Below are 21500 nucleotides of genomic sequence, written 5' to 3' on the forward strand. Positions count from 1 at the left end.
CACCTGAAGAAGTGTCCGGTACCGCCCGATCCTGACGAGCCGTCACACCCATCGGCGTGTCGCACGGGTGCGCCAGGGCAGGAGCACGGTCTGCCAGTGCAGGATCGAGGGGTGAACCAACTCCCCGAGGTCCTCCGGTCACCCCTGCACGTCGCACCGATGGCGGGCGGGCCGTCGACGCCGGCGCTCGTGGTGGCCGCGGCCCGGTCCGGCCAGTTCGCGTCCCTCGCCGCCGGGTACCGCACCGCCGAGGAGCTCGCCGCCGAGATCGCCGAGGTCCGCACCCGCACCGACCGCTTCGGCGTCAACGTCTTCGCGCCGAACCCGGTCCCGATCAGCGACGCCGACTACGACCGGTACCGCGCGTCCCTCGGCGTCCCCGACCTGCCCGACAAGCGCGAGGACGACGACGCCTGGGCCGACAAGCTCGCGCTGCTCCTCGACGACCCGGTGCCCGTCGTGTCCTTCACGTTCGGGCTGCCGTCGGCCCAGACCGTCGCGGACCTCCGCCGTCGAGGCACGGTGACGGTCCAGTCGGTCACCAACCCGGTCGACGCCGAGGCCGCCGCCGAACGGGGCATCGACGTCCTGGTCGTGCAGGGCGAGGCAGCAGGCGGGCACTCCGCGGTCCTCGACCCCGAGCAGTCGCCCGTGTGGGAGCCCCTGCCGGACCTGGTGCGCGCAGTCCTGGCCCGGGTCGACCTGCCCGTGGTCGCCGCCGGCGGCATCGGGGGAGCGGAGGACGTCGAGGCCGTCCGGCTCGCCGGCGCGTCCGCCGCGATGGTCGGCACGCTCGTCCTCCGCACCGACGAGGCCGGCACCGGACTCACCCACCGCGAGGCCCTCGTCGACCCGGTCTTCGACCGCACGGCACTCACCCGCGCCTTCACCGGACGACCGGCACGCGCACTCGTCAACCGCTTCGTCCGCGACCACGAGGACGCACCGCTCGGCTACCCGGCGCTGCACCACCTGACCCGGCCGATCCGCACGGCGGCCGCCGCCGACGGCGATGCGCACGCGCTGCACCTGTGGGCCGGCCGGTCCTGGCGGGCTGCGGCCGACGGGCCGCTGGCGGACACCCTGGAGGCCCTGCTCACGTGAGCCGCGCCGGTCACGTGCGCTGAGCCTCCAGTCCGTCGCCCCGACCCTGTGCACAGGCGAGCCGCTCTCCACAGGACGGCTGGTGCTGTGCGCGCGCCCGCCCCCGGCGCACTACGCTCGGATGCGGCCCGCGTCGCAGCGTTGCGGTGGTCCGCGGACCACTCAGTTCTGGCGTTCAGGAGGACCCCGTGACCGAATCCGCACCCGTCGACCCCACGACGACCGAAGGCTGGAAGACGCTCGCCGGCATCGCCGACGGCTTCTCCCCGGACCTGCGAGGGTGGTTCGACACCGACCCCGGCCGTGCCGAGTCGTACACCTTCCAGGCAGGTGACCTCACCGTCGACCTGTCGAAGGGCCTCGTGACGAAGGAGATCCTCGACGCGCTGCTGCAGCTCGCCGAGGACACCGGCGTCGCCGAGCGCTACCAGGCGATGATCTCCGGCGAGCACATCAACGTGACCGAGGACCGCGCCGTCCTGCACACCGCGCTGCGCCGTCCGGCCACGGGCGAGCTCGTCCCCGCCAAGCCCTTCGTCGTCGACGGCCAGGACGTCGACGCCGACGTGCACGCCACGCTCGACAAGGTCTACGCGTTCGCCGAGCAGGTCCGCTCCGGCGCGTGGAAGGGCGTCACCGGCAAGCGCATCGAGACCGTCGTGAACATCGGCATCGGTGGCTCGGACCTCGGTCCGGTCATGGTGTACGAGGCCCTCAAGCCCTACGTGCAGGCCGGCATCGAAGCCCGCTTCGTGTCGAACATCGACCCGACCGACATCTACGAGAAGACGGCGGACCTCGACCCCGAGACCACGCTGTTCATCGTCGCGTCGAAGACCTTCGGCACCCTGGAGACCCTGACGAACGCCCGTCTGGCGCGCCAGTGGCTGTGGGAGCGCCTCGAGCTGACGGACGCGTCGGACGACGACAAGACCGCCGCGGTGGCCAAGCACTTCGTCGCCGTCTCCACCGCGCTCGACAAGGTCGCCGCGTTCGGCATCGACCCCGAGAACGCGTTCGGCTTCTGGGACTGGGTGGGCGGCCGCTACTCCGTCGACTCGGCCATCGGCACCTCGGTGATCGTCGCCGTCGGCAAGGAGAACTGGCAGGACTTCCTCGCCGGGTTCCACACCATCGACGAGCACATGCGCACCACCCCGCTGGCGTCGAACGTCCCCGTCCTCATGGGCCTGCTCAACGTCTGGTACTCGAACTTCCTCGGCGCCCAGAGCCACGCGGTGCTGCCGTACACGCAGTACCTGCACCGCTTCGCCGCGTACCTGCAGCAGCTCACGATGGAGTCGAACGGCAAGCGCGTCCGCTGGGACGGCACCCCCGTCACGACGGACACCGGCGAGGTCTTCTGGGGCGAGCCCGGCACGAACGGCCAGCACGCGTTCTACCAGCTCATCCACCAGGGCACGCGCCTGATCCCGGCCGACTTCATCGCCGTCGCCAACCCGGCCCGTCCGCTCAAGGACGAGACCGGCGACGGCAAGGCGGTCGAGCCCGGCCAGGACGTCCACAACCTGTTCCTCGCGAACTTCTTCGCGCAGACCAAGGCCCTGGCGTTCGGCAAGACGGCTGACGAGGTCCGCTCCGAGGGCACCACCGACGAGTCGATCATCGCCGCCCGCACGTTCACCGGCAACAAGCCCTCGACGTCGATCCTGGCGCCGGCCCTGACCCCGAGCGTCGTCGGTCAGCTCATCGCGCTGTACGAGCACATCGTCTTCACCGAGGGCACCATCTGGGGCATCGACTCCTTCGACCAGTGGGGTGTCGAGCTCGGCAAGCAGCTGGCGCTCCAGATCGCCCCCGCGGTCGACGGCGACCAGTCGGTCCTCGAGACCCAGGACTCCTCCACCAAGGCGCTCATCGCGAAGTACCTCGAGCTCCGCAAGTAGCACCTGGCGCACCACGACACCCCGTCGCCCCCGGGCGGCGGGGTGTCGTCGTACCCGGGGGCGCTCCGCGCCGCCGGCCCCGCGCTGAGGTCACACTTCGTGTCGGGTCCCGCCGCGCGGACCCGACACGAACTGCAACCTCACCGGCTCCTGTGGTGGGGTTCCGGCGGGCGGGCGGGCGGGAGGCGCGGTGCGGGCGGCAGCCGAGCCTCCCGTCCGGCGAGTGGTCACGACACACCGCCCGCGGTGCTTCGACCGGCCGCGATCTGTCGCCCGCGGGGCGCGCGACCGACAGGTCGCGACCCCTCGGCGAACGCGAGCGGGGTTTCGCGACCGCTCGGCGCCGCCGGCCGCGCCTCCGCGCTGAGGTCGCACTTCGTGTCGGGCCCCGGCGCGCGGAGGTGACACGAACTGCGACCTCACCGGGTCCTGTGGTGGGGTCCCGGCGGACGGGAGGCGCGGTGCGGGCCGGCACCGAGCCTCCCGTCCGGCGAGTGGTCGCGACACACCGCGTGCAGTGCGTCGACCGGTCGTGTTCCGTTGCCTGCGGCGCCCGCGACCGACGGGTCGCGACCCCTCGGCGATCGCGAGCGGGGTGTTGCGACCGCTCGGCGACGACGGCGCCGCCGCCGCCACCTCCGGCAGTGAGGTCGCACTTCGTGTTGGGGCCCGGCGCGCGGAGGCGACACGAAGTGCGACCTCACCGGGTCCGGTGGCGGGTCAGGCGACCCCTCGGCGACCCCGAGCGGGGTGTCGCGACCGCTCGGGAGACCCCTGGAGCAGCGCGAATCGGACCGATCCGGAACGATCGTCCCCCACCACGCAGCGCTTCCGGATCGCGCATCCAGCCCGGATGCGGAAGTATGTATCGGTGACGATCATGACGGAACGCCCGGTCGACGAGTCGACGAGCAGTGAAACCGAGCGGCCCGGCAACGCGACGGTCAGGCACGACAACGTCGCGCTGCTCTCGGTGGCGACCACCGTGGCCGAGCGTGTGACGACCTCGGCGGACATCGAGGAGAAGCTCCGCGGGGTGCTCCGACGCCTGCGCCTGCCGATGGGGCTCCTCGAACGTGTGGCCGGTGTCAAGGAGCGTCGCAACTGGGGCGAGGGGCAGTCCTTCCAGGACGCCGCCATCGACGCCGGACGCCGCGCGATGGCCGAAGCGGGCATCAAGCCCGAGGACGTCGGCCTGCTCATCAACACGTCGGTCACCCGTCCGCACCTCGAGCCCTCGGTCGCCGTGCGCCTGCACCACGGGCTCGGGCTGCCGTCATCCGCGATCAACTTCGACATCGCGAACGCCTGCCTCGGGTTCGTCAACGCGATGAGCGTCGCCGCTGGCATGATCGACTCCGGTCAGATCAAGTACGCGCTCGTGGTCGACGGCGAGGACGCCGACCAGGTGCAGCTCAACACGATCGAGCGCCTGAACCAGGGCGGCCGGAACCGCAAGGACTTCATGAGCGAGTTCGCCAGTCTGACGCTCGGCTCCGGCGCTGCCGCCGCCGTGCTCGGCCCGGCGGACATGCACCCGGGCGGACACCGGATCGTCGGCGGCGTCACCCGTGCGGCGACCCAGTGGTACGACCTGTGCGTCGGCAGCGTCGACGGCATGTTCACGGACGCCAAGATGCTGCTCAAGGGCGGCATGGAGCTCGTCGTCGCCGCCTGGAACGAGGCCCGCGCCCACTTCGACTGGGCGGACATGGACCGCTACGTCCTGCACCAGGTCTCCGACGTGCACACGAACGCCTTCGTCGAGGCCATCGGTGTCCCGCGCGCCAAGGTCCCCACCACGTACGAGCGCTTCGGCAACGTCGGCCCGGCGTCGATCCCGATCACCCTGGCGGACGAGGTCGCGAGCGGACACATCCGCCCCGGCGACCGTGTCTTCCTCGGCGGGGTCGGCTCCGGCATCAACACGGCGATGATGGAACTCCGCTGGTGACATCGGGGCTGCCCCGCGTCGCCGCGAGCACTGCTCCGGCGACGCAGCCGCCCTCGTTGCCCGGCCTCGACCCCGCGTGGTCCCGCCTGGTCACGGTCCCCGCGTGGTCGGGAGAACGGTCGGGAGGCCCGGATCGCTCCGAGCGCACCTGGCACCTCCTCGACACGGCCGGGTCCCTGGCCGCGCTCGGCGTCGAACCGGTCGGCACGCTGCTGTGCGTGCACGGCAACCCGACCTGGTCGTACCTGTGGCGGTCGGTGCTCCGCACCTCGCTCGACGTCGCCGCCGCTGGCGGTCCGGCCTGGCGCGTCATAGCCGTCGACCAGCTCGACATGGGCTTCTCGGAGCGCACCGGGGTCCTGCGCGGGCTGCCGCAGCGCGTCGCGGACCTCGGTGCGCTGACGGACGAGCTCGGGCTGACTGGACCCGTGGTCACCCTCGGCCACGACTGGGGCGGGGTCGTCTCGCTCGGCTGGGCCGTGGACCACCCGGACCTCGTGGTCGGCGTGACGACGTGCAACACCGCCGTGCACCAGCCTGACGACGCCCCGATCCCGGCACCCCTGCGCCTGGCGCTCCGGCCGCAGGTCCTCGGGCGCGGCACGGTCGTCACGCCTGCGTTCCTCGAGACGACGCTGGCGATCGCGCACCCCAAGCTCGACCGGGCCGTCGCGGACGGCTTCCGTGCCCCCTACCGAGGCTCTGCCCGGCGTGGTGGCATCGGCGGCTTCGTCGCGGACATCCCCGTCGACGCCGCACACCCGAGCGCTTCCGAGCTCGACCGGATCGCGTCCGGCGTGGCCGCGCTCGACGTCCCCGCGCTGCTGCTCTGGGGGCCGCGGGACCCGGTGTTCCTCGAGCGCTACCTCGACGACCTGGCCGACCGGCTGCCGCACGCTGACATACACCGCTTCGAGGGCGCCGGGCACCTCCTCCCGGAGGATGCCGACGTCGCCGGCACGATGTTCGACTGGTTGGGGGACCGCCTGCCGGAGGGCCACGTGCCCGCCGGGGCCGAGCCGAGCCTCCCGTCCAGCCCTGGTGCGGCCGCGCCGTCCCGACCGCTCTGGGCGGCACTCGACGTGCTCCGCGACTCGGACGACGCGGCGCTCGTCGAGATGGCGGCTCCGGGCGGCACCCGGACGATCAGCTGGCGACTGCTGTCGCGGCGGGTCGACGAGGTCGCAGCGGGTCTGCTCGACGTCGGCGTGCAGCCGGGGGACCGTGTCTCGCTGCTCGTGACGCCCGGTGCCGACCTGACCGCTGCCCTCTACGCCTGCATCCGGATCGGTGCGACGGTCGTCGTGGCGGACGCCGGACTGGGCCTGCGCGGCCTCACACGCGCCGTGAAGGGCGCCCGGCCGGACTGGGTGATCGGAGCGCTGCCCGGACTGGCCGCGGCCCGAGCGCTCGGGTGGCCCGGTCGGCGGATCGCGACGCTCGCGCTCCCGGCGCCCGCACGTGCTGCCCTCCGGGTGGGGCACACGCTCGCCGGGGTCGCACGCCGTGGTGCCCGTCGTCTCGCTGCCGGTACCGCGCTGCCGGACGCTCCGCCGTCGGACACCCCCGCAGCCGTGCTCTTCACGTCCGGCTCGACGGGTCCCGCGAAGGGCGTCGTCTACACGCACGCGCAGCTCGGGGCCGTCCGCGACGTGCTCTCGGCGCAGTACGGCATCGGTGTCGGCACGGGGCTCGTCGCCGGCTTCGCGCCGTTCGCGCTGCTCGGGCCCGCGCTCGGAGCCAGGTCGGTCGCGCCGGACATGGACGTCACCGCACCGCGGACGCTCACCGCGTCGGCCGTGGCCGCGTCCGTGTCGGCTGCTGACGCGACCGTGGTGTTCCTGTCCCCGGCGGCGCTCGCGAACGTGGTCGCCACCGCGTCGGCGTTGGACGCCACCGAGCGGGCGGCGCTCGGCCGCGTGCGGTTGTTCCTGTCGGCGGGCGCTCCCGTGTCGGCCGCGCTGCTGACGGCGGCCACCGAGCTGATGCCGAACGCCAGTGCGCACACCCCCTACGGCATGACCGAGGGGCTGCTCATGACCGACGTCGACCTGCCCGCGATCCGGGCGGCCGCTCCGGTTGCCGTCGGTGACGGCGCTGGTGCCGGTGCCGGTGGGGTCTGCGTCGGGCGTCCTGCGGCGTCCGTGGAGGTGCGCATCGCGCCGCTGTCGGCGTCCGGTGTCCCGTCGGGCGAGCTCACCGCCGAGCCCGACGTCACCGGCGAGATCGTCGTCGCGGCCCCGCACGTGCGCCAGGCGTACGACCGGCTGTGGCGCACGAACCGCGCCTCCCGTCTCGGGCTGACCGATCCCCGCGGCCACCGTACGGGCGACGTGGGCCACCTCGACGCCTCCGGGCAGCTCTGGGTCGAGGGCCGGCTGCAGCACGTCGTCACGACGCCGTCCGGGGTGCTGACGCCCGTCGGGCCGGAGCAGCGCATCGAGCGCGTGCAGGGCGTGGGTCGGGTCGGCGTCGCCGGCATCGGACCCTCCGGCACGCAGCAGGTCGTCGCGGTCGTCGAGACCGTGCCGGCAGCGCGCCGGCCGGGGCTGGCGTCGCCGGACCTCGCCGCGGCCGTGCGCGCAGCAGCGGGGGTGCCCGTCGCCGCGGTGCTCGTCGTGCCGGTGCTGCCGACGGACATCCGCCACAACTCCAAGGTCGACCGCACGCGGCTGGCCCGCTGGGCGTCGTCGGTGCTCAGCGGCGGGCGGATGGTGCGGCCGTGAGGGTCCTCGTCACGGGGGCCAGCGGGTTCCTCGGTCGGGCCGTCGCGGGCGCCGTGCGGGACGCCGGCCACGAGGTGCGGACGTTCCAGCGCCGGCCGTCCGGTGTCGACCGCGTCTCGGACGTGCTCGGGACGATGACGGACGCTGCTGCGGTCGGGCGCGCGGTGGACGGGGTCGAGGCCGTCGTGCACCTCGCCGCCAAGGTCTCGCTCGCCGGGGACCCCGCCGACTTCGAGCGGGTGAACGTCGAGGGCACGCGGACGCTCCTCGCAGCAGCGCGAGCGGCCGGGGTGTCCCGGTTCGTGTTCGTGTCGTCGCCCTCGGTCGCGCACACCGGGTCGTCGATCTCCGGCGACGGTGCCGCACCCGCGTCGCCAGCTCACGCCCGCGGTGACTACGCCCGCACGAAGGCCGCCGCTGAACTGCTCGCCCTCGCCGCGGACGCCCCCGGGTTCGCCGTCGTGGCCGTCCGCCCGCATCTGGTGTGGGGGCCGGGCGACACGCAGCTCGTCGGGCGGATCGTCGACCGTGCCGCGCGAGGACGACTCCCGTTGCTCGACAGCGGCGCCGCGCTCATCGACTCCTGCTACGTCGACAACGCCGCCTCGGCGATGGTCGCCGCGCTCGACCGCGCCGACGCCGACGAGGTGCACGGCAACGCCTACGTGGTCACGAACGGCGAGCCCCGGCCGGTCGCGGACCTGCTCGGCGGCATCTGCCGGGCGTCCGGCGTGCCGACGCCGCGGTGGCACGTCCCCGCCGGTGTCGCCCGCGCCGCGGGGTCCCTCGTCGAGGCCGTGTGGCGTGTCCGTCCGGGTGAGGACGAGCCGCCGATGACGCGGTTCCTCGCCGAGCAGCTGTCGACGTCGCACTGGTTCGACCAGCGCCGCACCCGGCAGGACCTCCGGTGGGCGCCCAGCGTGTCGATCGACGAGGGGCTGCGGCGGCTCGCCGGTTGACGTCCCACGTCGCGTCGCGTGCGTCGCGTGCGTCGCGTGCGTCGCGTCGCGCGCCACGCCGTGTCGTGCGGCCTGGAGGCTCGTGCCCTGTGCCCCAGGTCCGCTCCGTCCGTAGTGTCGAGGACATGACAACCACCGTGCTCGTCGCCGGCGCCACCGGAGACCTCGGGGGCCGCATCGTCGGCTCGCTCCTCGACCTCGACACCCGGGTCCGCGTGCTCACGCGCCCCGGCAGCTCCTCCGCCACCGAGCAGTACGGCGGCAACGACCGCATCGAGGTCGTCACCGCGGCCTACACGGACCACGCCGCCCTCGTGACGGCGCTCACGGACGTCGAGGTCGTCGTCTCCGCCGTCAGCGGCACGCGCTCGGTGATCGTCGACGCACAGACGGCCCTGCTCGCCGCCGCGGTCGAGGCCGGCGTACCGCGCTTCATCCCGTCCGACTACTCCGCCGACTACCGGTCGATCACCCCGGGGACGAACCGGAACTTCGAGCTGCGCCGTGAGTTCGCCGCCACGCTCGACGCAGCACCGATCCGCGCCACGTCGATCCTCAACGGGGCGTTCGCCGACATGCTCACCGGGCAGGCGCCGATGATCCTGTTCGACCGCCGCCGCGTGCTGTTCTGGTCCTCGGCCGACCAGGTCCTCGACTTCACCACGAAGGACGACGTCGCCCGCGTGACCGCCGCGGCTGCCGTCGACCCCGATGCACCGCGGGTCGTCGAGGTCGCGGGGGACCAGGTCACCGCGCGCTCCGTCGCGAACACCATGTCGCGCCTGACGGGCACGCCCTTCCGCCTGCAGTGGGCGGGCACGGCGACGACGCTCTCCGGCATGGCGAAGGTCGGGCGGCGCCTGTCGAAGGACCCCGACGAGCCCTTCCCGGCGTGGCAGGGGATGCAGTACTTCGTGAGCATGTTCAGCGGCGAGGCCGAGCTCCACCACGTGGACAACGACCGCTACGGTCCCCACGCGTGGACGAAGGTCGAGGACGTCCTGGCCGCGCACCTGGCCGCCTGACCGCCCGCCGTCGCCGAGACGCCGGTGTCCTGGCGAGACGCCGGTGTCTCGCACGTCCGGCCGTTCGTCGAGACGCCGGTGTCCTGCCGAGACACCGGCGTCTGACGGAGACGCCGGTGTCTGGCGTGCTCGGGGGTGCCGAGACACCGGTGTCTGGCGAGCCTGGGCGTGCGAGACACCGGTGTCTCGGTGAGACGCCTCGAGGTCGTCGAGACGCCGTGGAAAGTGGCGGCGTCTCGAGGCGAATGCGTTGTCTCGCGCAGACGCCGGTGTCTCGCCTCCAGACGCCGGTGTCTCGCGCAAGTCGGTGTCTTCCCCACCCGGGTGCGCCGAGACGCCGGTGTCTGGCGGAGACGCCGGTGTGTGACTGGGACGCCGGTGTCTGGCGTGCTCGGGTGTGCCGAGACGCCGGCGTCTGCTGTATCTGGGCATGTGAGACGCCGGTGTCTCGGTGAGACGCCCCGAGGTCGTCGAGACGCCGTGGAAAGTGGCGGCGTCTCGAGGCGAGGGCGGTGTCTCGCGCAGACGCCGGCGTCTCGCAGCCACACGCCGGCGTCTCATTCCCAGACACCGGTGTCTCGCCTGCGCACCGGCAACCGAAGACCCGGACGCAGCAAGACCCGGACGCAGCAAGACCGGGACGCAGCAGGACCGGGCCGCGGGCGTCGGCGGTACGGTCGTCGCATGGACAGGTCCGAGGTCATCGCCGCCGCCGCAGCCGCGCACGCCGCCCGCATCGCCGCAGCCGGCGGCGACGACTCCGCCGCGCGGGACCGCGCCGAGTCGGCAGCATCGGCACCGCAGGACCACAGCCGCGTGGACGAGGCCGACCGCGCCGCCGACCGCACCGAGGGCGTCCTCTCCGACTGGCGCCGGATGGGCACCCGCCGCGGGATGTCGCCGGACGCCCAGGTCCGGGCAGCGTGGTCCGTCGGCGGCGTCCCCGACCCGGGCCCCGGCCGAGCGCTGGCGAACGTGCTGCTCTCGACGGCGGGACACGCGGGCCGGGTCGCCGATGCCGCGCGTCGGAACGACCGCCTGAGCGGCGCCGCCCGCACGGCCGCGCGCCGCACGGTCCGGCGGTACACGGACCACGGCGCCGACATGTCGACCCTCGGGGACGTCCTCCGCGACCAGCAGCCCGACGCCGAGTAGGTCACACCGCGCGGAGCGAGTCCTTCCGCGCGTTGGCGGTCGGAAGGAATGACCTCCAACGCGCGTTCCGACCTGCCATCGCGGGTGTTGTGGGAAGGAACAAGCGCGAACGCGGTGCACCGCACCCGGGAACGACGGGAGGCTCGGTGCCAGCTGGCACCGAGCCTCCCGTCCGTCCGGTGGCGCGTCACGGGCGCAGGAGCACCTTGCCGACGCGACCGGCGGTGTCCGAGGCGCGGACCGCGTCGCGGACGTCCTCGAACACGAAGGTCTCGGCGACGGGGAGCGTCAGCGAGCCGTCCAGCACGCGCTGGATGAGCTCACCGAACAGCTGCTGCTTCGTGTCGGCGGGCATGGTCCGCGACACGACGCTGCCCCAGAAGCCCTTGACTGTGACCTGCTTGAAGATCACGGCGCCGGAGGGGATCTCCATCGTCGGCGACGCCATGGCGCCGAAGACGACGAGTGTGCCGTTCTCAGCGAGGGTCGAGACGATGTCGGCCGCGGCCTTCCCGCCGACGGACTCGACGCCCGCGACGATCGGGGCGCCACCGGTGATCGCCGTGACCTGGTCCTGCCAGTCCTCGGCGTCCGTGGCGACGATGCGCTCGATGCCCTGTTCGCGGAGCTCGTCGACACCGGCGGCGCGACGCACCAGGCCGATGACGTTGATGCCCCGTGCGGCGGCGAGCTGCGCGACCATGCGGCCGACGGCACCGTTCGCGGCGTTCTGGATGAGCCAGTCACCCTCGTGCAGGTCGAGCGAGTGCAGCAGGCTGATGGCGCTGAACGGCATCGACACGAGCTGGGCGGCGGACTCGTCGGTCATCGCCTCGGGCACGGGGATGAGCCCGGCCGCGTCGGCGACGTAGTACTCGGCCCACACGCCGAAGGTCCCGCCGGCGACGCGCTGGCCGACGGAGAGGGCCGTGACGCCCTCGCCGAGGGCCTCGACGACGCCGAGCGCCTCGGTGCCGGACTGGGCGGGCAGCTCGGGCTTGAAGCCGTAGGTGCCGCGGACCGTCCACAGGTCGTGGTTGTGGATGGGGGAGAGGACCGTGCGGACCAGGACCTGGCCGGCGGCGGGCTGGGGGACCGGGCGCTCGGCGACGGTCAGGACGTCGGCGGGCTCGGCGAAGGTCTCGTGGACGACGGCGCGCATGGTGGAGTCGGTCATGGGTCAGTCCTCCGAGACGGTGATGGTGACGTCGATGTTGCCGCGCGTCGCGTTCGAGTACGGGCACACCTGGTGGGCGGCGTCCGCGAGGGCCTGGGCCTGGTCGTGGTCCATGCCGGGGATGACGACCTCGAGCATGACGGCGAGCTGGAAGCCGCCCTGGCCGTTCGGGCCGATCTGCACGCGACCGCCGACGGACGAGTCGGTGACCTTGACCTTCTGCGAGCGGGCGACGCCCTGCAGTGCGGAGTGGAAGCACGCGGCGTAGCCGGCGGCGAAGAGCTGCTCGGGGTTGGCGCCGTTGCCGGAGCCGCCCATGTCCTTCGGGATCGCCATGTCGAGGTCGACGCGGCCGTCGCTGGTGGCGACGTGGCCGTTCCGGCCCTCGCCGGTGGAGATGGCTTCTGCGGTGTAGAGGACGTCCATGGTGGAGGTTCCTTTCCTTCGTGGGGTCAGTGGTCCGCCGGCGCCGTGGTGGGCGCTGCGGCGGCGTGCATCGTCTCGGTGAGACGGTGCAGGGTCTGGATGAGCTCGGCGGCGGCGCGCTCGTCGGGCAGCCCGGTGCCGGCGGCGATCCGTCCGGGGATGTCCGCGAGCTCACCCCGGAGGGCACGCCCGCGCGCGCCGGTGGTCACCGTGACGACGCGCTCGTCGGCACTGCGGCGCTCACGGCGCACCAGGTCCGACTGCTCCATCCGGCGCAGCAGCGGCGACAGGGTGCCGGAGTCGAGCTGCAGGTGCTCCCCGAGGCCCGACACGGTCTGGTCGCCCTCCACCCACAGGGTGACGAGGACGAGGTACTGCGGGTAGGTCAACCCCCACGGCTCGAGCATGGAGCGGTAGGCCTGCGTGGTGGCGCGGGTCGCTGCGTAGAGGGAGAAGCACACCATCTCGTCGGTCACGGGCATGACTCCACCGTCGCACACAACCGAGTTGCGCACAACCTTCCGGAGTACCTGCTGAGCGGTCACGCAGCGAGGCCGTTAGGCTGACGGGACCAACGATGACCAGCAACCACCCAGCCTCGGCACGACCAACGACCCCGCGAGTCGGCTCGTCGACGTCCCACGGCAAGACGATCCTGATCGGCGAGCACGCCGTGGTGTACGGCGCACCCGCGCTCGTGCTGCCGGTCAACGACGTCCGGGTCACCGCCACGGTCACGCCGACCCCGGGCAGCGGTGGGCACGGCCTCGAGTCCGCGGTGCACACCGGTCCGCTCGACCTCGCCCCCGCGGCGGTGATGCCCACGGTCACGGCGGTCACGGCCACCCTGCGGCACCTCGGCGTCACGGACCAGCACTTCCACGTGCGGGTCGACAGCGAGGTGCCCACCGCCCGCGGCATGGGCTCGAGCGCCGCGGTCGCCGCCGCGGTCACGGCTGCCGTCGCCGACGCCCTCGGGGTGACGCTCGACGCCCAGACCCACCACGACCTGATCCAGGAGTGCGAGCGCGTCGCCCACGGTCGGCCGTCCGGACTCGACGCCCGCGGGGTCGTCGCGGACGTGCCCGTGTGGTTCGAGGACGGCCACATCGAGCCCGTCGACGTCACCGGGGAGTTCGTCTTCGTCGTCGCCGACACCGGCGTGCCCGGCCACACCCGCGGCGCCGTCGCCGCCGTCCGCGAGCACCACGACCGGGCCCCCGCCGAGGTCGATGCGGTGATCGGACAGATCGGCGACCTGGCCCGACGCGCACGGGGGACACTGGTCGACGGCGATGCCCAGGCGCTCGGTGCCACCATGGACGCCGCGCACGCACTGCTGACCACCCTCGACGTGTCGAGCGACGACCTCGACCGCCTCGTCGGCGCCGCCCGCAGCGCGGACGCCCTCGGCGCGAAGCTCACCGGGGGTGGACGGGGCGGCTGCGTCCTCACACTCGCCGCCGACGGCGACCACGCGGTCCGGATCGCCGATGCGCTCCGTGCCGCAGGGGCCACCGCAACATGGACCACTCGGATCGGAGACCGCGCCTGATGACCGCCACCGCCGTCGCGCACCCCAACATCGCCCTCGTGAAGTACTGGGGCAAGGCGGACGCCGACCTCGCGCTGCCCGCGACGGGCAGCGTCTCGATGGGTCTCGACGTCTTCCCGACGACGACCTCCGTCACCCTGCAGAGCGGACTGGAGGCTCGTGACGCGTTCGTCCTGAACGGTCGCGTCGTCGACGATGGTCCCCTGACGCGCGTCGAGCGGTTCCTCGACCTGGTCCGCGAGCTCGCGGGGAGCGACGCGCGGGCGTCCGTCGAGTCGACGAACACGGTGCCGACGGGTGCCGGTCTGGCCTCGAGCGCCTCCGGCTTCGCGGCGCTCGCCACGGCGGCCGCGGCGGCCTACGGCCTCGACCTGTCCGAGCGCGACCTGTCCCGGCTCGCCCGGCGCGGTTCGGGGTCGGCCACGCGGTCGATCCCCGGCGGGGTGTCGGTCTGGCACGCGGGCGACGACCAGGGCTCGTTCGCCGAGACGATCCCCGCGCCGCAGATGGCGATGGTCGTCGTGACGATCAACCACGGCCCGAAGGAGATCGGCTCGCGCGAGGCCATGCGCCGCACGATCGCGACGTCGCCGTTCTACCCGGCATGGGTGACCTCGACGACCGAGACCGTCACCGACATGCTCGACGCCTGTGCCGCCGGTGACTTCACCCGGGTGGGCGAGCTCACCGAGAGCAACGCGCTCCGGATGCACGCCACGATCGAGGGCTCGTTCCCGCCCATCCGCTACCTCACCGCCCGCAGCGTCGCGGTGTTCGACGCCGTCGCCGAGCTGCGCGCATCCGGCCTCGAGGCCTACGCGACCGCCGACGCCGGGCCGAACGTCGTCGTGCTCACCAAGCCCGAGGACCGCGGTGCCGTGGCGTCCGCGCTCGGGCACCTGGGCGACGTCATCGAGTCCGGCACGGGACCCGCCGCGCGCGTGGTCCGCTCCGAAGGAACGGGGAGCCAGCCCGTCCAGAAGGAGACCGCCGAGTGATCGAGTTCCGCGCCCACGGCAAGTTGTTCGTCGCCGGTGAGTACGCCGTCGTCGAGCCCGGGCAGCCGTCCGTGCTCATCGCCCTCGACCGCGCCATCACGGCCAGCGTCGCCGAGGGCCACGGCGCCGGCAGCGTGCACTCCGAGGAGTACGGACACCTGCCGCTGACGTGGACCCGGGCCGAGGACGGCCTGGCGCTCGACCGCGAGCACCACCCCTACGACTACGTGATGGCGACGATCGACCTCGTCGAGAAGCTCCGCGCCGAGCTCGGCATCGAACCGCGCTTCCACGACCTGCGCATCATGAGCCAGCTCGACGACGCCAGCGGCCGCAAGTTCGGACTCGGCTCGTCCGCCGCCGTGACCGTCGCGACCGTCGGCGCCCTCGACCGCTTCTACGGTCTCGGCCTGACCCAGCGTCAGCGCTTCCAGACCGCCCTGCTCGCCACGATCCGGGTGAACCCCCGCGCGTCCGGTGGCGACCTCGCCGCGAGCACGTTCGGCGGCTGGCTCCGCTACAGCGCCCCGGACCGCGAGCGCCTCGCCGAGCACCTCGAGACCCGCACCGTGTCCGAGATCCTGCACGACGCCTCCGCGTGGGAGGGCTTCGACGTCGAGCGGCTGCCCGAGCCCGAGGACCTGCGGCTGCTCGTCGGCTGGACCGGGTCGCCGGCGTCCACCACGAAGCTCGTCGGTGCCGTGCGTCGGCACCGCAACGGCGGCTACGCGACGTTCCTCGACGACAGCCGGAGCTGCGTCGACGACCTGACCACGGGCCTCCAGACCGGCGACGCCGAGCGCACGCTCGACGCGCTCCGCCGGGCCCGCGGACTCATGCAGCGCCTCGGCGACTCCGTCGGCTCGAGCATCGAGACCGAGCGCCTGACCACGCTCTGCGACGTCGTCGAACGCGCCGGCGGGGCGGCCAAGCCGTCCGGTGCCGGCGGCGGCGACTGCGGCATCGCGCTCGTCCCCGCGGACGGCGACATCCCGAGCATCCTCCGCGAGTGGGAGGCCCACGACATCCGGCACCTCACCATCGCCGTGCAACCCCCGGAAGGCCCCCTCGATGCACACCGCTGAGAAGACCACCTCGCAGACGCCGATCCCGACCCGCTGGGTGGGTCCGATCCGGGTCAGCGGCAACGCGGTGGAGGGCGAGCACGAGGTGCCCCTCGCCACGTACGAGTCGCCGCTCTGGCCGTCCGTCGGGCGCGGTGCCCGCATCTCCCGCATGGTCGAGGGCGGCATCGTCGCGACGGTCGTCGACGAGCGGATGACCCGGTCGGTCGTCGTCCGGGCGTCGAGCGCCGCCGCCGCGCACATGGCCACCGGCCGGATCCTGGCGCGCCAGGCCGAGCTCGAGCAGATCGTCGTCGGGCAGAGCCGGTTCGCCAAGCTCATCGAGGTGCATCCGGAGATCGTCGGGGACCTGCTGTTCCTGCGCTTCGCGTTCACCACGGGCGACGCCTCCGGCCACAACATGGTGACGCAGGCCGCGGACACGCTGCTGCCGACGATCCTCGCGTGGGAGCCGGACCTGTCCTACGTGTCGATCTCGGGCAACTTCTGCTCCGACAAGAAGGCCACGGCGGTGAACGGCATCCGCGGGCGCGGACGGCACACCATCGCGGAGATCGTCCTGCCCGGCATGGTCGTCGAGCGGTTCCTCAAGTCCTCCACCGAGCGGATCGTGGACCTGAACACCGCGAAGAACCTGGTCGGGTCGACGATCGCCGGGGCCCTGCGCTCCGCGAACGCCCACTACGCCAACATGCTCCTCGGCTTCTACCTGGCCACCGGGCAGGACGCCGCCAACATCGTCGAGGGCTCGCAGGGCATCACCTTCGCCGAGGCCCGCGGCGACGACCTGTACTTCTCCTGCTCGCTGCCGCACCTCATCGTCGGCACGGTCGGCAACGGCAAGGGCAACGACCTGCCCGTCGTCGAGGACGCCCTGGTGCGCCTCGGCTGCCGCGAGGACCGCGAGCCGGGCCTCAACGCACGGCGACTCGCCGGCCTCTGCGCCGCGACCGTGCTCTGCGGCGAGCTGTCCCTGCTCGCCGCGCAGACCAACCCCGGTGAACTCATGGCGGCGCACGTCGCGATGGAACGTGCCGGATCGACGAAGGGCGGCGACGCAGCATGAGCGCCATCGGCATCCACGACCTGGCGGTCGCGACGGGGCACCACGTGCTCGAACTGGACGACCTGGCCGAACGGCTCGGCGTCGACCCGGCGAAGTACCACGTCGGCATCGGGCAGGACGCCTTCAGCGTGCCGGCCCCGGACGAGGACATCGTCACGATGGGCGCCGCCGCGGCCAAGCAGGTCATCGACCGGCACGGTTCCGACGGCATCCGCACGGTGCTGTTCGCCACCGAGTCCGGCATCGACCAGTCCAAGGCCGCCGGCGTCTTCGTGCACGGGCTGCTCGGCCTGCCGCAGGCCGTCCGCGTCGTCGAGCTGAAGCAGGCCTGCTACGGCGGAGCCGCGGCGCTCCAGCTCGCGCTCGGCATCGTCGCGCGGAACCCCGACGAGCGCGTCCTCGTCATCGCGGCCGACGTCGCCCGCTACGACGTCGACACCGCGGCCGAGCCCACGCAGGGTGCCGGCGCGGTCGCGGTCCTGGTGTCCGCCGACCCCGACCTGATCGAGATCGAGCCGCTCTCCGGGCTGTTCACCGCCGACGTCGACGACTTCTGGCGGCCGAACGACCGCTCCACGGCGTTGGTCGACGGGCGGCTGTCCGTCAGCGCCTACGTGGACGCCTTCATCGGCGCGTGGGACGACCTCGCGTCGCGCGGCGGCCCGGCGTACGACACGATCGACCGCTTCGTGCACCACCAGCCCTTCACGAAGATGGCGCTCAAGGCCCACCGCAAGCTCACCCAGCACGTGGGCGTGCCCTTCGACGAGACCGAGCTGCAGACCGGCTTCACGTACAACCGGCAGGTCGGCAACACCTACACGGCGTCGCTCTGGATCGCACTCGCCGCGGTGCTCGACCTCGACGACGACCTCGACGGCACCCGCGTCGGGATGTTCAGCTACGGCTCGGGCAGCGTCGGCGAGCTCATCACCGGCATCGTCCGTCCCGGGTACCGCGAGTACCGTCGCCAGGGAGCGGTCCGCGCCGACCTCGAGGCCCGCGTGCCGCTGACCGTCGACGCCTACCGCGCCCTGCACGCCGACGGCGCGGCGACGAGCCAGGACGTCGACCGCCCCCGCGTGACGGCGGCCCCGTTCCGGTTCGCCGGCGTGCTCGGCGGCGCACGGCACTACGAGGCGACCACCCCCGCGGCCTGACCCGCGGGACGGGGGCACCCCGAGCCTCCCGTATCGTTGTCCTGACGACTGCGAGGGGATGACGATGCATGACCAGGTCCGCGACCTCGTCGCGTCGCTCCCGTCGTCCCCGCGCCTGTCCGACGTCGTCCACGCCGTCTCCGGTCGCGTGGGCAAGCCCGTCCGGGTCGTCGACGTCGACGGGCCGAGCTGGGGCGGGCTGACCGCCCTCGTGGCGCAGCACGACCACGAGGCGATGGTCCTCGTGCCGACGACCGCCCCGCCGCTCTACCGGATGCACTGTGTCCTGCACGAGCTGGGGCACCTGGTCCGCGGCGACACCGGCGCTGCGCCGACGACGCAGCTCGGCTTCGACGCGTGGGTCTCCGGCGGACACGTCTGCCAGCGGTCCCTCGACGACCGACCGGGTCTGGTGGGGGCCGGCGGCGCGGACGAGCACTTCGCCGAGGCCTTCGCGTACGACGTCGCGCAGGTCCTGCTCGCCGGCACGGTCGACGCCGACGAGCGGACCTACGGGTAGTGGTCGTCCTGCACGCCGCCACGTTCTGGTGCGCGGCACTGATCTTCCTGCTGCGGGTACGGCACGTGTGGCGGAACCCGCAGGGGCGAGCGACCTGGGCGGCCACGGGCGTCGGCGCCCTCGGGCTGCTGACGCTCGGCAGCGTGGTGCCCCAGCGGGACCTCGACGCGCTGCTCGGCGGCACGAACGTCATCAACCTCGCGCAGAACCTGCTCGCGGCCACTGCGTTCTGGCTGATGCTCCGCGCGAGCACCCAGGACCTGCCCGAGCGGCCCCTGCTCGCGCGGCCGCTGTCGATCGTCCTGATGCTCGCCGCGTTCACGGTGCCGTTCCTGTTCATCCAGGACCGCGGCGGCACGGTGTTCACGTTCCTCATCGACCAGCTGCACCAGACGCCGACCTGGCTGTACGGCACGATCTACATGTGCGTCGTCGGAGCGCTGGCGGCGTCGACGCTGGTGCACGGCGTGCTGCGCAGCCGCGGGGCGCTCGTGGTGTTCCGGGTCGGGCTGGTGCTCGTCCTGGTGGCGAGTGTCGACGAGGTGCTCTCGATGGCGGCCGACCACTTCGTGCTGTTCTCCGAGCCGGTCCGAGTCGTGCTGCGGTTCCTCTTCGACCCGCCGTTCTACGTGGGGATCGTGCTCATCGTGGCCGCCATGGCGTCCCTGACCATGCGGCGGTGGAGCCGTGACGCCGAGTACGTCCGCCACGGTCGACGGCTGGAGCGCATCGCTCGACGGCACGGCCTGCGCGACCGGGGTCGGCGCGGGGACCCGCGAGTGCGGACCTACGACCTGGTGATCGCGATCCGGGACGCCGAGGTGCAGGGGCAGACGCTGAGTCCGTCCGAGGCGGGGCAGGTGCGGTCGGCGGAGTCCGTGCTGGCCCGGAGCCTCGTCGGATGAGCGGGGGTGCGGTGGTGGCGGTGCTGGGCGCGCTCGTGGTCGTGCTCGTGCTGGTGGGGCTGGTCGGGCTGCTCGTCGTCGTCCGGCTCGTCGTGGGGCGGGTCGTGCTGCCCGGGCGGGAGCGGTGGACGCCGGTGCTCGCCGTGGACGCGTCGTCGATCACGCTGCCGCTCTCGGACGAGACGCGGAGCGCAGGGACGTTCGGGCTGTGGCACCGCGGGGACGGCCGGGACGGCGTGGACGGCTTGGACGGCGGGGACAGCGGGGGCGGCGGCGACGGTCACACCGTCGTCGGGGAGGTGCTCGACGTCGACGACGTGCGCGGGAGCGTCCGTCGCGCCGTGCTCGACACCGTGGGTGCCCCGCCGACCGAGGTCCGCTGGTCCGGCCACGTGCTCCGTCACCCGTCGGTGCTCGGCACGCTGTGGAACGACGTCGCCATCCCGACAGTGCTGGGCCCGGCGCCCGCGTGGCAGGTCTCGCCGCCGGCCGAGGACGGGACCGCGGCCTCCCGCACCTGGGCCGTCCACGTGCACGGCATCCGCACCACCCGCGTCACCGCGCTCAGGACCGTCCCCGCGGCGACCGCCCTCGGCTGGACCTCGTTGGTGCCGTCCTTCCGCGGCGACGGCGAGGCCCCGTCGGACACCCCCGCATCGCACCTCGGCGCGCGGGAGTGGCCGGACGTCGAGGCCGCCCTCGACCACGCCGTCGCCCACGGCGCGGAACGCCTGGTCCTGGTCGGCTGGTCGATGGGCGCGACGATCACCCGCGAGCTCCTCGTGCACTCCGCGCACCGTGCACGCATCGTCGGGATCGTCCTCGTCGCCCCCGCGCTCGACTGGGCGACGACCGTGCAGACGGCCGCCGAACGCTCCGGGTTGCCCGGCCCCGTGGTCCGCCTGGCGCTCGGCAGCATGGCCACGCCGGGGCTCTGCCGGCTCGTCGGACTCCGGTCGCCGGTCGACGTCCGGGCGCTGTCGTGGGTGCTGGACCCGTCCGCGCCGCCGCTCGACCACCTGCCGCCGACGCTCGTCGTGCACTCGCCGGGGGACCCCACCGTGCCGTTCCGCCTCAGCGAGCAGTTCGCGGCGCAGCACCCCGGTGTCGTGACCCTGGCCGTCAGCGAGCCGACCGGGCACGGCTGGGAGCGGAACCGCGACGCGGCCTGGTTCGACGACCAGGTGACCCGGTGGGGCGCAGCACTCGACTGACGCGGACGCCACACCGGCCGGCGATCTCAGGATCGCGCGCTGACGAACCCGCTGCACCGCGGTCACCCGGCAGCGAGCGCACGCGGTGAGGAGTAGACAGAGCCATGGGACAGCTCATCTACGCGGGCGAGACGCTCGACCTGCACATCGACGACCGGGCCCTGACGCACCTGCAGATCGTCATCGTCAACCTCCTCCGGCGGGATCACCGCTTCGTGTTCTCGTGGAAGGACGACGTCACCCACGGGGACGGTCGCAGCAGCATCTGGCTGCACCCGAACGTGAGCCTGCACTTCAGCTTCGCCGGGGGCCGGACGCCGTCGATCAACCGGTCGTGGCTCGAGCAGCTCTACGCCTCGGCGTCGTCCGGGTCCGGACTGGTGCTCACGCCGGAGCCCGCCGACACCAGCGTCGCCGACGACTCGCCGTGGTCGCGGGCCGTGGCGCCGGGGTCCGACGAGGCGTAGCGACGCGCTGCGCAGTACCGGGCCGGGCGGCGTACGCCTATAACATCCTGAACTTTCTTCGTCAACGGGTTCCGCGCCATCAGGACCATCGCGTACG

Annotated in this window: 19 protein-coding genes; 16 read left to right on the plus strand and 3 right to left on the minus strand. The window is 73.1% G+C overall.

The window, feature by feature from the left end; translation table 11 throughout:
- The first annotated feature begins 111 nt into the window (after positions 1–111).
- From BIU98_RS14555 to BIU98_RS14585, 7 genes are all read left to right on the plus strand, one after another.
- Entirely contained in the window at positions 112–1104 is a 993-nt protein-coding gene (locus BIU98_RS14555; protein WP_254787925.1) for a nitronate monooxygenase, read from the plus strand.
- Between the two features lie 188 nt (positions 1105–1292).
- Positions 1293–3011 (plus strand): glucose-6-phosphate isomerase, encoded by a 1719-nt coding sequence (gene pgi, locus BIU98_RS14560; protein ID WP_071278099.1) that lies wholly within the window; start codon positions 1293–1295, stop codon positions 3009–3011.
- 880 nt (positions 3012–3891) lie between these two features.
- Positions 3892–4965: a 3-oxoacyl-ACP synthase III gene (locus tag BIU98_RS14565; RefSeq protein ID WP_071278349.1), complete on the plus strand. Its 1074-nt coding sequence runs from the start codon at positions 3892–3894 to the stop codon at positions 4963–4965.
- Positions 4962–7691, plus strand: a complete 2730-nt coding sequence (locus tag BIU98_RS14570) for an alpha/beta fold hydrolase (RefSeq protein ID WP_254787926.1) — start codon at positions 4962–4964, stop codon at positions 7689–7691. Before BIU98_RS14565 ends, BIU98_RS14570 begins: the two co-directional genes overlap by 4 nt.
- Positions 7688–8650, plus strand: coding sequence for an NAD(P)-dependent oxidoreductase (locus tag BIU98_RS14575; RefSeq protein ID WP_071278102.1), 963 nt, complete (start codon positions 7688–7690; stop codon positions 8648–8650). Before BIU98_RS14570 ends, BIU98_RS14575 begins: the two co-directional genes overlap by 4 nt.
- Before the next feature lie 125 nt (positions 8651–8775).
- Positions 8776–9675: an NmrA family NAD(P)-binding protein gene (locus BIU98_RS14580; RefSeq protein ID WP_071278105.1), complete on the plus strand. Its 900-nt coding sequence runs from the start codon at positions 8776–8778 to the stop codon at positions 9673–9675.
- A gap of 684 nt (positions 9676–10359) precedes the next feature.
- Positions 10360–10830, plus strand: a complete 471-nt coding sequence (locus BIU98_RS14585; RefSeq protein WP_071278108.1) for a hypothetical protein — start codon at positions 10360–10362, stop codon at positions 10828–10830.
- Positions 10831–11017: 187 nt separating this feature from the next.
- Here BIU98_RS14585 and BIU98_RS14590 read toward each other — a convergent pair whose 3' ends face one another.
- The 3 genes from BIU98_RS14590 to BIU98_RS14600 are packed head-to-tail and all read right to left on the minus strand — an operon-like array spanning position 11018 to position 12915.
- Positions 11018–11992, minus strand: a complete 975-nt coding sequence (locus BIU98_RS14590; RefSeq protein WP_071278354.1) for a zinc-binding dehydrogenase — start codon at positions 11990–11992, stop codon at positions 11018–11020.
- A gap of 18 nt (positions 11993–12010) precedes the next feature.
- The gene (locus BIU98_RS14595; RefSeq protein WP_071278111.1) at positions 12011–12433 is read right to left on the minus strand and encodes an organic hydroperoxide resistance protein; all 423 of its coding nucleotides are present in this window, start codon (positions 12431–12433) and stop codon (positions 12011–12013) included.
- A 26-nt stretch (positions 12434–12459) separates the two neighbouring features.
- Positions 12460–12915 (minus strand): MarR family winged helix-turn-helix transcriptional regulator, encoded by a 456-nt coding sequence (locus BIU98_RS14600; protein ID WP_175481378.1) that lies wholly within the window; start codon positions 12913–12915, stop codon positions 12460–12462.
- Between the two features lie 95 nt (positions 12916–13010).
- Here BIU98_RS14600 and mvk point away from each other — a divergent pair, with 95 nt between their 5' ends.
- The 9 genes from mvk (at position 13011) to BIU98_RS14645 (ending at position 21403) form a co-directional block, all read left to right on the plus strand.
- The gene (gene mvk / locus BIU98_RS14605; RefSeq protein ID WP_083393280.1) at positions 13011–13988 is read left to right on the plus strand and encodes a mevalonate kinase; all 978 of its coding nucleotides are present in this window, start codon (positions 13011–13013) and stop codon (positions 13986–13988) included.
- Positions 13988–14986, plus strand: a complete 999-nt coding sequence (gene mvaD, locus BIU98_RS14610; protein ID WP_254787928.1) for a diphosphomevalonate decarboxylase — start codon at positions 13988–13990, stop codon at positions 14984–14986. The genes mvk and mvaD overlap by 1 nt, the downstream gene beginning before the upstream one ends.
- A complete protein-coding gene (locus BIU98_RS14615) occupies positions 14983–16071 on the plus strand; it encodes a phosphomevalonate kinase (protein ID WP_071278114.1) in 1089 nt (362 codons plus the stop codon). The genes mvaD and BIU98_RS14615 overlap by 4 nt, the downstream gene beginning before the upstream one ends.
- On the plus strand, positions 16058–17137 hold the full coding sequence (locus BIU98_RS14620; protein WP_071278117.1) for a hydroxymethylglutaryl-CoA reductase: 1080 nt from the start codon (positions 16058–16060) through the stop codon (positions 17135–17137). Before BIU98_RS14615 ends, BIU98_RS14620 begins: the two co-directional genes overlap by 14 nt.
- Positions 17134–18297 (plus strand): hydroxymethylglutaryl-CoA synthase, encoded by a 1164-nt coding sequence (locus BIU98_RS14625; protein ID WP_071278120.1) that lies wholly within the window; start codon positions 17134–17136, stop codon positions 18295–18297. Before BIU98_RS14620 ends, BIU98_RS14625 begins: the two co-directional genes overlap by 4 nt.
- 64 nt (positions 18298–18361) lie before the next feature.
- A complete protein-coding gene (locus BIU98_RS14630) occupies positions 18362–18817 on the plus strand; it encodes a hypothetical protein (protein ID WP_139200763.1) in 456 nt (151 codons plus the stop codon).
- Positions 18817–19722 (plus strand): hypothetical protein, encoded by a 906-nt coding sequence (locus BIU98_RS14635; RefSeq protein ID WP_071278132.1) that lies wholly within the window; start codon positions 18817–18819, stop codon positions 19720–19722. Before BIU98_RS14630 ends, BIU98_RS14635 begins: the two co-directional genes overlap by 1 nt.
- Complete coding sequence (locus BIU98_RS14640; RefSeq protein ID WP_071278134.1) at positions 19719–20936, plus strand: S9 family peptidase; 1218 nt, start codon at positions 19719–19721, stop codon at positions 20934–20936. The genes BIU98_RS14635 and BIU98_RS14640 overlap by 4 nt, the downstream gene beginning before the upstream one ends.
- 104 nt (positions 20937–21040) lie before the next feature.
- Positions 21041–21403, plus strand: coding sequence for an ATP-dependent DNA ligase (locus tag BIU98_RS14645; protein WP_071278136.1), 363 nt, complete (start codon positions 21041–21043; stop codon positions 21401–21403).
- Positions 21404–21500: the final 97 nt, after the last annotated feature.

Origin of the sequence: Curtobacterium sp. MMLR14_010, assembly GCF_001865015.1 — a bacterium.
Classification (GTDB): Bacteria; Actinomycetota; Actinomycetes; order Actinomycetales; family Microbacteriaceae; genus Curtobacterium.

Coding starts and splice junctions, on each gene's coding strand:
- BIU98_RS14565 (WP_071278349.1), top strand. CDS start 3,892: ATGACGGAACGCCCGGTCGACGAGTCGACGAGCAGTGAAACCGAGCGG.
- BIU98_RS14580 (WP_071278105.1), top strand. CDS start 8,776: ATGACAACCACCGTGCTCGTCGCCGGCGCCACCGGAGACCTCGGGGGC.
- BIU98_RS14585 (WP_071278108.1), top strand. CDS start 10,360: ATGGACAGGTCCGAGGTCATCGCCGCCGCCGCAGCCGCGCACGCCGCC.
- BIU98_RS14590 (WP_071278354.1), bottom strand. CDS start 11,992: ATGCGCGCCGTCGTCCACGAGACCTTCGCCGAGCCCGCCGACGTCCTG.
- BIU98_RS14595 (WP_071278111.1), bottom strand. CDS start 12,433: ATGGACGTCCTCTACACCGCAGAAGCCATCTCCACCGGCGAGGGCCGG.
- BIU98_RS14600 (WP_175481378.1), bottom strand. CDS start 12,915: ATGCCCGTGACCGACGAGATGGTGTGCTTCTCCCTCTACGCAGCGACC.
- mvk (WP_083393280.1), top strand. CDS start 13,011: ATGACCAGCAACCACCCAGCCTCGGCACGACCAACGACCCCGCGAGTC.
- mvaD (WP_254787928.1), top strand. CDS start 13,988: ATGACCGCCACCGCCGTCGCGCACCCCAACATCGCCCTCGTGAAGTAC.
- BIU98_RS14620 (WP_071278117.1), top strand. CDS start 16,058: ATGCACACCGCTGAGAAGACCACCTCGCAGACGCCGATCCCGACCCGC.
- BIU98_RS14625 (WP_071278120.1), top strand. CDS start 17,134: ATGAGCGCCATCGGCATCCACGACCTGGCGGTCGCGACGGGGCACCAC.
- BIU98_RS14630 (WP_139200763.1), top strand. CDS start 18,362: ATGCATGACCAGGTCCGCGACCTCGTCGCGTCGCTCCCGTCGTCCCCG.
- BIU98_RS14640 (WP_071278134.1), top strand. CDS start 19,719: ATGAGCGGGGGTGCGGTGGTGGCGGTGCTGGGCGCGCTCGTGGTCGTG.
- BIU98_RS14645 (WP_071278136.1), top strand. CDS start 21,041: ATGGGACAGCTCATCTACGCGGGCGAGACGCTCGACCTGCACATCGAC.